Raw genomic sequence first — 14,050 nt, 5'->3', positions numbered from 1 at the left:
ACGCCTTGGCGGCAGCCTTTATGAACCCGGCGCCGCCGCTTACGGGGACGCCGGGTCTGTAACCTTACTATTTTGCGCTGGCCCAGTATTCATCGGCCTTTGCCTGAATCGTGGCAAGCACGTCTTCAATGGTGCCGTTGCCAAGTTCAAAACGCATCAATTCATCCAATGCCACATTTCTGATATCTTCCGGAGTATTCTCATAATATCTCAGCATCAGTGTTATCTCATCCGGTTTCGCTGAGTATTCCAGGGTCCTCTTGTATGCCGGATCCGTGACATCGACTGTGCTCGTATTGGCTAAACCAATGTTCTCGTAAATATAATTCTGGAGTTCCTTGTTATACCACGTCTCCATAGCCTTCATGGCAGAACCTTTGTCCGCACTGGCTTTTGCCACACAGATGGGAGCCGCCTCAAAGAAGATTACCTTCTTATCCCCGTTCATGGAAGGAACTACAAAGGACTCCAAGTTCTCCCCGGATACCATGCCGTAGTCCTTCACCAGCGGGCTGATCTCACGATTCGGTTCAAGCATCATGGCAATCTCGCCGTTTGCCATCTGCTTCTCCATATCGGTAATGGAGATCGGTTTTGTAAAGTAGCCTTTATCAATCATATCCTTCCAGATATTCATCACCTCTGCAACACGCTCATCGGTGTACTTAGCCGTCCCGTCACACAAATCCTGATAAAGCTGCGGCTCATACGCTGCAATCAGCGCCTGGAACCAGATAAATCCCGCCCAGGAATCGTTCTTGAATGCAATCGGAGTAACACCGGAGGCTTTCAGCTTCTCACATACCCCGAGGAATTCATCGAAGGTTTCCGGTTCCTTTACGCCGGCCTTGTCAAATACTTCTTTGTTGTAAAGAATTACATTGTAAAGGATGCTGTAAGGAGCCGCATAGACCTTTCCATCATAGGTAAATGCATCGGCGATATCTGCAGAAACGCCCGCCGGAGTAATATAGTCCTTCCAAAGGCCGGTTAAATCCTCAACCAGCCCGTTGTCAACCAGCGTCTGAAGCTGGTAACCGCCCCACCAGGTAAACATGCCTGGCGCACTTTTATCATGAATGCTCTGCTGGATAGATGTTTTGTAAGCGGCCACATCCGGTGAGGTCACAATCGTCACGTCAATTCCCGTTACGTTTCTGGCGCTCTCCTCGTATCCCTGAATGATGCTTAAGTCGAGATTAAGCAGCTTGTCATTGGCGAACTCCGTCTTACCGGTAATCTCCCCGCCTTCCGCTGCCGCCGTGGTTTCTTCCCCCTTCGCCGCCGGCTCCTCTTTCTTTGCAGTCTCCTGTTTCTCTGTGGCCTGCGTGTCCGCCGTCTGCCCGCTGTTTCCGCCGCATCCTGTGATCGAACATGCCATCATAGCTGCAGTCAATAACACCGCTATTGCTCTCTTCCTCATGCGATATGTACCTCCCTGATATTTGGTATTTAAATGTAGTATTATTACAATATTATATTATCATAATTATTATTTATTGTCTATAATGTATATTTATTTCATGATTATGCTGTTTTTTTAAGATATTTTTGATGTAAATTGCCAAAATCCGGCTGGCACATGTATTAAATTCACTTCATTTTTAATACATTCAGGCTTTAACTATGTATTAATTCCGATACAGGACAGCCGGTAGGCCGCCAAAAAACACAGCAAAAAAGCCCGGCGGAATGTTGTTCATCTCCGCCGGACTTCCGGTCTGCAATTCTATTTACAATATGGCCCCGTTGCTCTTAATCACATCTCTGTACCACCAGAACGATTTTTTCCGGTATCGTTTCATGCTCCCCGTACCATCGTCATTCCGGTCTACGTAGATATACCCGTACCGCTTTCTCATCTCTGATGTGGAGGCACTCACAAGATCGATACAGCCCCAGGAGGTATATCCCATGACTTCCACTCCATCGCGGATGGCCTCCCGTACCTGCAAAAGATGGTGATGCAGGTAATCAATCCGGTAATCGTCAAGGACCGTCTTCTCCCCGTTCACCGTCACCAGCTCATCCTCGGCTCCAAGCCCGTTTTCCACGATAAACAGCGGAAGCTGGTACCTGTCGTAAAGCCGGTTCAAGGTGTAGCGCAGCCCCTTCGGATCGATCTGCCAGCCCCAGGCTGAGGCCTTTAAATACGGGTTTTTATAGCCTCTCGATAAATTTCCGCCGGTCGGTTCGCTTAACTCGGGATGCGTTGTGGCGCAGATACTGGAATAGTAGCTGAAGGAGATGAAATCAACAGTATGCTTAAGCATCTCCTCATCTCCAGGTTCCATACGGATTGAGATTCCGTGATCCTCAAAGTAGTTTAAGAGATACTTCGGATATCTTCCTCTGGCATGAATGTCCGCAAACAGCAGCGTCTCCCTGTCCTTTTCCATCACCGCAATCATATCGTCGGGATCGGGGGTCAGAGGATACACGGTAATTCCCAGGATCATACAGCCGATCTTTGCCCCCGGCATCAGTTCATGGCCCAGCTTTACCGCCATGGCGCTGGCTACCAGCTCGTGGTGCATCGCCTGGTATAAATCCTGTTCCGTAAGCTGGTCCGGCGGTGTTTTAATTCCGCCGCTCATAAACGGAGCATGAAGAAGTGAATTGATCTCATTAAATGTCAGCCAGTATTTCACCTTACCGCCATATCTGGTAAATATGGTGCGGCAGTACCGCTCGAAAAATTCTACCAGCTTTCTGCTTCTCCAGCCGTCATATTTCTCCGCCAGCCCCAGCGGGGTCTCATAGTGGGAGATCGTAACCAGCGGTTCAATTCCATATTTCAGGCATTCGTCGAACACAGCGTCATAAAACTCAAGTCCTTTTTCATTGGGCTGCTCTTCATCTCCCTGAGGAAAGATTCTGGTCCAGGCAATGGAGGTACGGAACACCTTAAAGCCCATCTCCGCCAGCATGCGGATATCCTCTTTGTAATGATGGTAAAAATCAACCGCTTCCTGCTTCAAATTATCAGCAGACGGTCCTTCCGCCCGCTCTCCCCGCAGGCCATGGGGGAGTACATCCTGAACGGAAAGGCCTTTCCCGTCCTCGTTATAAGCGCCCTCGCACTGATTGGCTGCAACTGCCCCGCCCCACAAAAAGTCATCAGGAAATGTTCTCATTGTTACCTCCATCGCTCAGCCGCAGCAGATCTGCTCCCGCCTCCACCTGGCCCCCGGCCACGGTTTCGACAGCGCTGTAGTTAAAATGATTCGATATTATGACAGGTGTAATCACGTCATATCCCTCGGCTTTTATCGCTTCTAAGTCGAATTCCAGAATACAGTCCCCTGTCTTTACCCTGTCACCGGATTTTTTCTTCACGGAGAAATATTTTCCTTTTAAATTTACGGTATCGAGCCCCACATGGATCAGGATTTCGGCCCCGTCCTCCGACACGAGCCCCATGGCATGACCGGTCTCAAAGATCGTGGCAATCGTTCCGTTTACAGGAGATACCACCCGCCCAACAGCAGGCCGAATGGCAGTGCCTTTTCCCAGAATCTCTTCTGAAAAGGTAGGATCGTTTACCTGTCCCAGCGGAACCACTTCGCCGGTAAGCGGAGCGGCAATGGTAACTGCCTTTCCGCTGCTCCTTTCAGCAGAATCCCATTCAGAATCCTGCTTCGCGGATTTTGTTTCACCGCCTGCCCTCTCCCCATTTTCATCGCTGGGATCCTTATAGAGAACGTAAGAGGTGATAAATGCGATTACTACGCTGACAGCTGCACCGGCACAGGCAAAGTAAAAGCTGGTGAGCGTATCGCCTCCCAGATAACTGGGCAGCGTCAGGAAGCCCGGTGATCCGCCTGAGTAGTTCTTAACATTTAAGATTCCCATGAGGAAGCCGCCCGCGCCGCCTCCGATCATGGCCGCATACAGCGGTGTCTTGAAGCGAATGTTGATACCGTAGAGCGCAGGCTCCGTAATTCCGCAGACAGCCGTGATTCCGGCGGAGGACGCCAGCTGTCTGATCTCGGATTTCCTGCTCTTTAAGGCTACCGCCAGAGCTGCTCCGCCCTGGGCCACGTTGGAGCCCAGCATACCCGGATAAATCAGGGTATCGTATCCCATGGTCATACGGTTGTTGATACCGATGGGTATCAGGCCGTAATGAGTTCCCGTCATAACTAAGAGCGGTGTAAATGCGCCTACCAGAGCCGGTACGAGCCAGCTGCAGTAATTGTTTAAGCCGTGTACGCCGGAGGCGATCAAGTTGCTGATAATCGTTCCGATCGGCCCGATGACCACCAGACCCACAATCCCTGTCACAATCGCGGTAATCAGCGGTTTTGTAAAGAATTTAACAGGTTTAGGGGAAATTCTGTCCGCAATCGGTTCCACATAGGACATGAACCATACGATCAGAATAATCGGAAGTACGGAGGAGGAGTATCCCGCATTGGTGATGGGAAGCAGGAAGATCCGAATCGCTTCCCCGCTCTCCTTCGAAGCCGCCACCATGTTGACAAAATCCGGATGGAGCAGCATGCCGCCCAGCATCATGGCCAGGTACGGATTGCATTTGAATTTTTTAGCCGCCGAATTGGCCAGCAGGACCGGCAGGAAATAAAACGCCGCGTCCGCCATAAAATTCAGGGTCTGATACGTGGTTCCCGTCTTGTCCACCAGGCTGAACGCCGTCAAAAGCGCCAGAATCGCCTTAATCATACCGGCCGCAGTGATAGCCGGAAGGATCGGTGTAAAAATGCCGGAAAGCGTGTCGATCAGCTTTTCCACAACCTTCCTGTCATCTTTTTTCTCCCGGGAAGGCTGACCGCCCTCCCCTGCCGTCACTTCGCACAGCTCCGTAAGCGGCCTGTACACGCTGGCTACATCGCTTCCGATTACCACCTGGTACTGGCCGCCCTTACTGATAACGCCCATGACGCCGTTTACTTTTTTGAGTGCCTCCGTCTGTGCTTTTCCTTCATCCTTTAAGTTAAAGCGAAGTCTGGTTGCACAGTGGGTCAGACCGGAGATATTCTCCTCTCCGCCGACCTTTGCAAGGATGTCTTCTGCAAGTTTTTTATAATCCATTTACTCAGTCCCCTTTTTCTTTTGATGGTCTCATCGTAACACATCATTCCCCTTTCTTCACTACGCAAAACACGAAATGGTTCACCGTTTCAAAAATCACCAAAAAAACCGCTGTTTTTTGAAACAGCGGTTCAGGAAAGCCTGTGTACGGCTTCAAATCATGGACTTGTCCTCTTCCTCCGGTGAATCCTTCAAATTCCAGTAATCCACGCCGATCCGGAGTGTCTCGTGGCACACCATTTCAAGCGAGGATTTCACATGGCTTTCATAGGTCTGGGCAAGCAGCATGGAGAAAAAGATATCCAGCACATAGGTGGTGGCTGTAAAGGAGGTAATCACCTTAAGGCTCAGCAGAGAGTCCCGGGAGGGGATCTCCACGATCTCGTGGCACCATTTGCGGATCTCCTCGTTATGCCGTCCCACAATTCCAACTACATATGTCTCTGTCGTCTCCTTTAAGTATCTGGCGGTATCAATCATACTCTTATTTGCCCCGGTAAAGGTGATGACAAACGACACGGTCTTCTTCGTTTTCCCCGCAGACAGAAAATGAGCATTGACACTGTCGTAAGCGGCGCACTCCATCCCCAGGGTGGCAAATTTAAATGCGGCTGACTGCGCCAGGATATAGCTGATTCCATTTCCGTAGATATCGATCCGGTCTGAGGTTCTAATACGGTTGCAGATGCGTTTTATAACATTCTTGTCCATACACAGCTCTGTATCAGTAATCGCCTTGTCGTACAGCTTGGGAAGCGTCTGGAGGATATCCTGCAGCGTGCTCGTTTCCGTAATCGGCTCCCTGTTCAGAAGCTGGTTGACACGGATATTCTGTACCAGCTCTGAAACCAGCTTCAGTTTCAGTTCCTGATAGCCTGCCGTATCCAGTTTCTTGCAGAGACGCACCACCGTAGCCTTACTGGTATAGGATACTCTGGCCAGTTCTTCGGTGGACATCTGCTGGATTTCCTCCACGTGCTCCAGAATGTAGCGTGCCACCGCCTGCTCCTGGTGGGTAAACCCTTCCATGCGTTTTAATTTTTCCAGAATCATCCGATCACCCCTTTGAAAGTAATAAGAAAAGGCCGGCCGCCCCGGATCTGTATTCTTATCCGGAGACGGTCGGCCCGGCTCAGTCACAAGGATGGTTCCGTCCTAAAAACGGAATTTATCCTCAAAGTAATTCTTCAGTTCGGCGATCGGAACTCTCACCTGCTCCATGGTGTCGCGGTCACGGACCGTAACTGCATGGTCTTCTTCAGAATCAAAATCGTACGTTACGCAGAATGGCGTTCCGATCTCATCCTGTCTTCTGTAACGCTTGCCGATGTTGCCCCTGTCGTCAAATTCACAGTTATAATACCTGGAAAGCTCCGTGTAAATCTTCTCAGCACCCTCGTTTAACTTCTTGGAAAGCGGAAGTACGCCGATCTTCACCGGTGCAATCGCCGGATGGAAATGGAGAACCGTACGGACATCTCCCTCCCCAATCTCTTCCTCATCGTATGCGGAACATAAGAACGCCAGTGTCACACGGTCGGCGCCGAGAGACGGCTCGATTACATACGGAATATATTTTTCTTTCTTTTCATCATCAAAATACGACATGTCCTGACCGGATGTGTTCTGATGCTGCGTCAGGTCGTAATCCGTTCTGTCCGCAACACCCCAGAGTTCTCCCCAGCCAAACGGAAATAAAAACTCGATGTCTGTGGTAGCCTTGCTGTAGAAGCAGAGTTCCTCCGGAGCATGGTCGCGGGCGCGCATCTCATCTTCCTTCATACCAAGCGCCTTCAGCCAGTCGATACAGAACTGTTTCCAGTAGGAGAACCACTCTAAGTCGGTACCCGGCTCGCAGAAGAATTCCAGCTCCATCTGCTCAAACTCTCTGGTACGGAATGTAAAGTTGCCAGGTGTAATCTCGTTACGGAAGGATTTACCGATCTGTCCGATGCCGAACGGGATTTTCTTTCTGGAGGTTCTCTGCACATTCTTAAAGTTTACAAAGATTCCCTGCGCAGTCTCAGGCCTTAAGTATACGGTGTTCTTCGCATCCTCCGTCACGCCCTGGAAGGTCTTGAACATTAAATTGAACTGGCGGATATCGGTGAAATCATGCTTGCCGCAGCTGGGACAGCAGATGTTGTTGTCATCGATATACTTTTTCATCTCCTCCTGAGACCAGGCGTCTACGGAGCCTTCGATCGTGATGCCATGCTCGGCCATGTAATCCTCAATCAGCTTATCTGCACGGAAACGCTCCTTACAGGCCTTGCAGTCCATGAGCGGATCAGAGAAGCCGCCTAAATGGCCGGAAGCCACCCAGGTCTGTGAATTCATTAAGATGGCGCAGTCCACACCCACGTTGTAGGGGCTTTCCTGTACAAATTTCTGCCACCAGGCCTTCTTTACATTGTTCTTCAGTTCCACACCCAAGTTACCGTAATCCCAGGTATTCGCAAGGCCGCCGTAAATCTCAGAACCCGGATAAACGAATCCTCTCGACTTTGCCAGCGCTACAATTTTCTCCATTGTCTTTTCCATGTCCTCAAACCTCTCTTCTTTTATTCCATCCGCATCCGGATACTTTATTTGAATATGATGTAATTCTTTCCTTCCGGGATCTCTGCTATGAAGCTGCTGTTTAATTTCACTCCATCGGAAGTATACATAATCTTTCCTTCTGTCTGAATCTTGACTGGTCCTCCATCCACGGCGACCACGTGGTAATCGGTCTTCTTCGCAATCTCATCCGTAGATGCCGTCTTGCCGTCTGCCGTCTTGATAAAGATCGTTCCGGCAGTTCCAGCTTCTTCCAGGGCCTGGGCCACAGGAATGATATCGATGGAGTTCACTGAATTGGCAGTGTCCTCATAAAGTGCGGTAAACTGGGCCAGATCGCTTCCTGTCGCATAATCAAAGATCATGCTGGCTGTACCCTCCTTTAAGCTGCATGACTGCAGGGTAACCGCTCCCTCTCCGTGTTCCGCATTATAGGAAGCCACATTTTCCTCAAGGAAGGTCTTCCATTCCTCTTCATTATAATAATCCTGGTTGTCGTATGTCTCGACGGTAGCCGTCGAAAATGTTCCCGCATCCGTCACGAATATGCCGCTGCTCTTCGGCTCGAAGGTACTTGTTCCCCCTCTTCCGGCACATCCGGCAAGTAATCCCGCTGTGATGAGAACCGCCAGGACCGCTTTCATTTTTTTCATTCATCATCCTCCTGCAATTGGCGCATATGAAAGCATTATACCAAATGCATTCCGTCATTTCAATACTTTATAGATCCTCCGAAGTTTTTTCGCTGCATTTATTACTGTTTACAGCCCCTGCCTTCGCGAAAAACTTCCCAATAACCATTTCTATTTGAGCCGACCCGGCGGATCTGTCCCTGATTGTTTAATATTCTCATAAGACTCTGAACCTGTTTTCTGGACAAATTCAGATTTTCCATGATTTCTCCCTGTGTTATATGGGGATTTTGTTTTATCAATAACAGTATTTTTTCTCTTCTTTCCTCCATCTTATGAAACTGCTTTTTTTCGGCTCCTTTTTCGGCTCCTTTTTCGGCTCCTTTTTTATAGTTAAGGTTCTTCAGTGTCAGGATAAAAGTGTCTTTATCTGAGTAAAACTGAGGCCGCATTTCATCTGTATACAAATATTGTGATTGATAGACGCTTTGAATTTTCTTAAATCCGCTCCCTCTTCTTTCCATATATTTCAAACGGTTAAATATATCTGCAATAACCGGATTTCTGCGTTTGGATGGAACTTTATCAATATCCTGCTCCTGTACAAGTGATCCGTCACACATTCCTCCCGGCGAGTAAACTTCCAGTCTGTCATCAAACAGATCAATGTGTACCTCACTTCCCAAATCCAGATATTGACGATGAATTAATGCATTTACCAGCCCCTCTAAAACACTTCTTTTCGGATAATCCGGCAATTCGATCCTTTCTTCACCGGCCTTTTGCCACTTCACTTTTGAATTCGTTCTTACAAAATCCAATCCATTTTCCAACAGCACCACCAGACTTCCTGAAAATTCCTTATCATCCAGCGCATCCATCGTTCCTGCCGCTTTATCTAATCCATTCCATCTCGTACAAAATAAACGAGAATGTCTAATAGGGGATTCATCTGCCAGCAATGCCCCTGCATTTGTCAATTTTCCATCTTCCGACACAATCCCGTAATACTGTCATCGTCTGCCACACCGAAAATCAGCCTGCCGCCATTCCCATTTGCAAATGCACTTACACTTTTACACCAGCTTTTAGGCCGGCGTTCCTCTAATGCCTGCTTTTTATCATAAGCATTTGTCTCACCGATCAGTTTTTTTATATTCACTCCTATTCCCCCTGACTCAAAGAAAAAGCTCAGCAGAAACTCACGGCCATACTTATAACACCGGCCGCCTTTCTCACAGAGGCCGCCGCCCCGTCATCGCCTCCAGAATATCGAGCGAGTGAAACTCCCGGTCGATAAACCGCTTCTTATTGATCTCCACGCACCGCCCGAACTCTTCGAACACAGCATCGGTCAGTGCAAAGGTATACAGATGCTCGACCGGCGACAGCACGACGAATTCCCATGCGTAATTGGCCGAATCGCTGACTTCCCTGGGAGGCTTTTCCGTATACTCCCCGTTGATGGCCATCGCCTTCAGCTCGTACACACGCCGGACCAGTTCATTGGGCACCGCAGGTTTCATCAGGGCTCTCACTGACTGGTATAACAGCTTCAGCATGGCCGTGCCGTCCATATTTTCCCTGGTATAATAGTCTGAAAACTCCAGGAAATAGGAGCCATAGCACGTTCCCTCCACATCCGTGGATAGCTCGTCAAAGTAATTGGAGATTTCCGCAGACTGCAGGGAATAGGCATCCCGTCCTTCGTACAGCGTAAACTGCCCGAAGGCAAAGGGACGGCCGCAGGCCATAAGCATACTGCCCGGCCTTCTGGCGCCCCTGGCAAATGCCGTAACTTTTCCGCGTTCCTTCGTAAGGATCACCAGACGTTTATCCATCTCCCCGGATGGAACGGCCTTTAACACCATGCCGGTAAGCCTGACAGCCTCTCTCAATTCTATCACCCGCTCCTAAATTTCTTTCTCATTGTATCCGTAGTTTTTCATATACAGCTCGCTGTCACGCCATTCCTTCCGGACCTTGACCCAGATCTGCAAATTCACCTGAGTGTCCATCAGATCCTCGATCTCCCGGCGGGCCGCACTGCCGATTCTCTTTAACATGGCGCCGCCCTTGCCGATGATAATTCCCTTGTGGGAGTCCCGCTCACATACAATTGTGGCCTCAATATCCATCATACCGTTTTTCCGCTCGGTCATCTTCTCGATGGTAACGGCAATGCCGTGAGGGATCTCATCACTCAGCAGTCTCAGCGCTTTTTCGCGGATAAGTTCCGCCGCAATCTGACGCATGGGCTGATCCGTGACAGTGTCCTCATCGTAATACTGAGGACCGCAGGGCAGATACTTATAGATCAAATCCAGCATCAGATCCGTATTTTTATCCTTCAGCGCCGACACCGGAACGATCTCGGCAAAGCTGCACACATCCTTGTATGCAGCGATAAATTCCAGAATCTCATCCTGATTCTTTATGGTGTCGATCTTGTTGATGACCAGGATCACCGGAGTCTTCACATTCTGCAGCTGCTCCGCGATATGGCGTTCTCCCGCTCCGATAAATGTGGTCGGCTCCACCAGCCAGAGCACCACATCCACTTCTTTCAGGGTATGCTCCGCCACGCTCACCATATACTCTCCCAGCTTGTTTTTGGCTTTGTGGATCCCCGGAGTATCCAGAAAGATAATCTGTCCCCTCTCGTCCGTATAGACGGTCTGGATACGGTTTCTGGTAGTCTGGGGCTTATCTGACGTGATGGCGATCTTCTGACCGATCAAATGGTTCATCAGCGTGGATTTCCCCACATTGGGCCGTCCGATCAGCGTTACAAATCCTGATTTATAATTATTATCCATTGATTCTCCTTCGTAGTTGGTTTTTATTATGAGTGGAACAGGGTCTCCGTCTCATGGAACAGCTCCTTATTTGCCTCTATCTTTTCCTCGTTGCCGATCACGCATAAGCTTCCAGTGGCAAGAACCGCCTTAACAATCGGTGCCAGCGCCCGGATATCCTCCTTCGTGGCATTTAAGATCTCATCTCTCTCCTGCTGCATCATGGCTTCATCCACACCGGAAAGGTATGCGGACAGACCGCGGCTTCCCTTCGTGGAAGGCGGGTACGGCACATCCATATCGCTGATGGTGCCGATGACATACTTTGTCATATCACGGTCATCCACATCGAAATGCTCCAGATATTCCACAATCCCCTCGTAGATTTCATTCGTCTCCTTTAAGTTTGGATCGCGGTAAGAGGTTAAATATCCTTCTCCGGAGCGCCCGAAGCCGCTCATACAGCCGTAGGCACCTCCCTTTACCCTCAAATTAATCCACAGGTAATCATAGCTTAAAATAACCTTTAATATGCGCAGTGCGCCCGTATAGGCGTATCCGCTTCCTGCAAAGGTTCCGCACCTGGCCACGTAATTAACCTGGGAGGCCGTCTTAAAGCCTTCATTCCGGTTGCCGGCCGGAAACGTAAAGGGATACGTCTCCTCACTGCCTTCAGGAAGCATTTCCTTCAGGCTCCGGAGTGCCGCGGGAAGCAGCCGGAAGCCCTCCTCATCGGCCGTATAACTGACCAGCAGATTTTTCACGGTAAAAAGACGCGCCATCACCTGTTTTAACCTGGCGATAATCTCCTTCTTATGCTCCGGATACTCCCTGTCCAGCTGCTCCAGAAACTGGTAATACCCGATTCCGCCTGTGCGATCGTTATAATAGGATGTCGGAGAGAAATAGGATGTAGCTCTGGCTACCGCCGCTGAATGGCATGCTCCCTCCAGCTTCATCCTGCCTCTCGACCTTGTCTCACTGATCACCTCTCCCAGCCGCTTCTCGTCATCCAGAATGGAATTCTTCAGTATCTCACCGAGAATGGAGAAGCCGAAGTCCAGTTTATCGTACAGAACTCTGACGCTGGCGATAAAAACGCCTTTAAAATCAGCGCCGTCCTTTAAATTCGGATAAGACGTGACACTGAGGTTGATGCCTCCGCTGTTTAAATGGATCTCACTCGTCAGATCACCATACGTATAATGCTCCGTATCTACAAATCCCAGCACGGATTTTAACAGACCGACGTAACACAAATCTTCTTCCGGAACCCGGGAGGTATCAAACAACAGTTTCAAATAGCCAATACCGGAGGTAAACATCTTATGGTGAATCACCTTCACGCCTTCGACCTCTTTTTCTTCCCAGATAATCGCTTCCGGCTCCCTGCCGATGTCTTCCCTGGAAAGCATGGGGATCTTTTTCAATTCCTCCTGAGGGGATGGCGTCTCCTGATACTCGCGAAGCGCCCTGGTCTGCTCCACGAGAGCAGCGATCTCCTCGTTCGAAAGCGAGGCCTTATAGGCGGCCAGCCGTCTGGCAGTCTTCTCATCTTCCTTTGCGGTCAGATTCTTCTCCGGACTGACCACCAGAACTGCCTCAAACGGATTATCCAGCAGATAGTCACGGATCAGCCGCTCAAAATACCCCTCATCCACTGCCTGCTTCAGATAATCAAAGGTCTTCTGATAGGTCAGATGCACCGTGGGGTCTCCGTCGTAAAGCCAGCTGTCCATGCATTGAAGACCGTACATCAGCCCCTTAGGCGCAGAACCGTAATCCGCCTCACGGTAACGGAATTCATAGAAATTCAGACCAGCCTTTAAACTCTTCTTATTGATTCCCTCATCCGCCAGCTTGCGGAGCGTTCCCTTTACTACGGCAAGAAACTCTCCCTTCTGCTCCTTATCCGCGTTCTTCGCAATCACGGAAAAATAAGGCTGAAGAATTCCATTCTGATATCCGCCAAGTATGTCCTGTCCGATTCCCGCGTCGATGAGCGCCTGTTTAAGCGGTGCTCCCGGAGCGTCCAAAAGGGTGTACTCCAGGACCTGGAACGCCACATACAGATGCGGGTCTAAATCATCTCCGACCACGGTATTGATGGAAAGATAGGTAGCCTGCTCCTCGGACTCCCCGTCCGTGATGGAATAATGGGTCTCTTCCTCCACCGGCCGGTCAAAGGGCTCCTGCGGCAGAATCCTGGAATCGATCTCCAGGGTATCGTATTTCGAGAGATACTGGTCATCCAGCCATTCCAGCTTTTCCGCCATATCCATATCGCCGTACAGATAGATGTAGCTGTTGGATGGGTGGTAATATCTCCTGTGAAAATTCAAAAACTGATCGTATGTCAGGTCCGGAATAAAGGCCGGATCACCGCCGGATTCCTGCCCGTAGCAGTTATCCGGGAACAGAACTTTTCTCGTATAGCGGTCCAGTACCTCCTCCGGGGAGGAAAACGCGCCCTTCATCTCATTATAGACGACGCCGTTGTAGATTAAATCCGCCTCCGGGCTCTCCAGCTCATAGTGCCACCCCTCCTGCATGAAAATCTTCGGTTCCTTATAAATGTTGGGATTGAACACAGCATCCATATAGACATCCATCAGATTCTGGAAATCCTTTTCATTGCAGCTGGCCACGGGGTATACCGTCTTATCCGGATACGTCATGGCATTCAAAAAGGTATTTAAGGAACCCTTTACCAGCTCTACAAACGGGTCCTTCACCGGGAACTTACCGGAGCCGCACAAAGTACTGTGTTCCAGAATATGCGCAACTCCGGTACTGTCCTCCGGCGGTGTACGGAATCCTATGGAAAACACCTTATTCTCATCCTCACAGGACACAGCAAAAATCCGCGCTCCGCTTTTTTTATGGCGCAGCACGGTTCCCGTGGCATTCATCTCATCCAGCTGTTTTTCTTCCACAACCTCATAGGCTGTCAAATTCTCTAACTGTCTCATATATTCTATATTCCTTCCTTAACATTTTCTC

The 14,050-nt window shown here is 49.6% G+C and carries 11 protein-coding genes; all 11 read right to left on the bottom strand.

Features of this window, described 5'->3' with window-relative positions; genetic code table 11:
- Positions 1-67: 67 nt before the first annotated feature.
- Complete coding sequence (locus NE473_RS09465; protein WP_055651765.1) at positions 68-1,423, bottom strand: ABC transporter substrate-binding protein; 1,356 nt, start codon at positions 1,421-1,423, stop codon at positions 68-70.
- Positions 1,424-1,733: 310 nt separating this feature from the next.
- Positions 1,734-3,137 (bottom strand): glycoside hydrolase family 1 protein, encoded by a 1,404-nt coding sequence (locus NE473_RS09460; RefSeq protein ID WP_155521617.1) that lies wholly within the window; start codon positions 3,135-3,137, stop codon positions 1,734-1,736.
- Positions 3,121-5,055, bottom strand: coding sequence for a beta-glucoside-specific PTS transporter subunit IIABC (locus tag NE473_RS09455; protein WP_055651767.1), 1,935 nt, complete (start codon positions 5,053-5,055; stop codon positions 3,121-3,123). Before NE473_RS09455 ends, NE473_RS09460 begins: the two co-directional genes overlap by 17 nt.
- A gap of 153 nt (positions 5,056-5,208) precedes the next feature.
- Positions 5,209-6,108 carry a MurR/RpiR family transcriptional regulator gene (locus tag NE473_RS09450; RefSeq protein WP_055651768.1) on the bottom strand — a complete coding sequence of 300 codons (900 nt, stop codon included), beginning with the start codon at positions 6,106-6,108 and terminating at the stop codon, positions 5,209-5,211.
- 102 nt (positions 6,109-6,210) lie between these two features.
- The gene (locus tag NE473_RS09445; protein WP_022031855.1) at positions 6,211-7,599 is read right to left on the bottom strand and encodes a glycine--tRNA ligase; all 1,389 of its coding nucleotides are present in this window, start codon (positions 7,597-7,599) and stop codon (positions 6,211-6,213) included.
- A 44-nt stretch (positions 7,600-7,643) separates the two neighbouring features.
- Complete coding sequence (locus NE473_RS09440) at positions 7,644-8,270, bottom strand: hypothetical protein (RefSeq protein WP_055651769.1); 627 nt, start codon at positions 8,268-8,270, stop codon at positions 7,644-7,646.
- A 101-nt stretch (positions 8,271-8,371) separates the two neighbouring features.
- A complete protein-coding gene (locus NE473_RS09435; RefSeq protein ID WP_341465629.1) occupies positions 8,372-9,229 on the bottom strand; it encodes an ATP-binding protein in 858 nt (285 codons plus the stop codon).
- A complete protein-coding gene (locus tag NE473_RS32815; protein ID WP_055651771.1) occupies positions 9,226-9,411 on the bottom strand; it encodes an AlbA family DNA-binding domain-containing protein in 186 nt (61 codons plus the stop codon). The genes NE473_RS09435 and NE473_RS32815 overlap by 4 nt, the downstream gene beginning before the upstream one ends.
- A gap of 73 nt (positions 9,412-9,484) precedes the next feature.
- Complete coding sequence (gene recO / locus NE473_RS09430) at positions 9,485-10,147, bottom strand: DNA repair protein RecO (protein WP_022031853.1); 663 nt, start codon at positions 10,145-10,147, stop codon at positions 9,485-9,487.
- 15 nt (positions 10,148-10,162) lie between these two features.
- The gene (gene era / locus NE473_RS09425; RefSeq protein ID WP_055651772.1) at positions 10,163-11,068 is read right to left on the bottom strand and encodes a GTPase Era; all 906 of its coding nucleotides are present in this window, start codon (positions 11,066-11,068) and stop codon (positions 10,163-10,165) included.
- Between the two features lie 26 nt (positions 11,069-11,094).
- Positions 11,095-14,019, bottom strand: a complete 2,925-nt coding sequence (locus NE473_RS09420; protein WP_055651773.1) for an insulinase family protein — start codon at positions 14,017-14,019, stop codon at positions 11,095-11,097.
- Between the last annotated feature and the right edge of the window lie 31 nt (positions 14,020-14,050).

This window comes from Hungatella sp. SL.1.14, from assembly GCF_024460495.1.
Taxonomy (GTDB): domain Bacteria; phylum Bacillota; class Clostridia; order Lachnospirales; family Lachnospiraceae; genus Hungatella; species Hungatella hathewayi.
Note: the sequence above shows the minus strand (reverse complement) of the source record. Positions and strands in the feature narration are given on the sequence as shown.

What these genes read in the sequence shown, in the direction of transcription:
- NE473_RS09465 (WP_055651765.1), bottom strand. Translation starts at nt 1,423, where the DNA reads ATGAGGAAGAGAGCAATAGCGGTGTTATTGACTGCAGCTATGATGGCA.
- NE473_RS09460 (WP_155521617.1), bottom strand. Translation starts at nt 3,137, where the DNA reads ATGAGAACATTTCCTGATGACTTTTTGTGGGGCGGGGCAGTTGCAGCC.
- NE473_RS09455 (WP_055651767.1), bottom strand. Translation starts at nt 5,055, where the DNA reads ATGGATTATAAAAAACTTGCAGAAGACATCCTTGCAAAGGTCGGCGGA.
- NE473_RS09450 (WP_055651768.1), bottom strand. Translation starts at nt 6,108, where the DNA reads ATGATTCTGGAAAAATTAAAACGCATGGAAGGGTTTACCCACCAGGAG.
- NE473_RS09445 (WP_022031855.1), bottom strand. Translation starts at nt 7,599, where the DNA reads ATGGAAAAGACAATGGAGAAAATTGTAGCGCTGGCAAAGTCGAGAGGA.
- NE473_RS09440 (WP_055651769.1), bottom strand. Translation starts at nt 8,270, where the DNA reads ATGAAAAAAATGAAAGCGGTCCTGGCGGTTCTCATCACAGCGGGATTA.
- era (WP_055651772.1), bottom strand. Translation starts at nt 11,068, where the DNA reads ATGGATAATAATTATAAATCAGGATTTGTAACGCTGATCGGACGGCCC.
- NE473_RS09420 (WP_055651773.1), bottom strand. Translation starts at nt 14,019, where the DNA reads ATGAGACAGTTAGAGAATTTGACAGCCTATGAGGTTGTGGAAGAAAAA.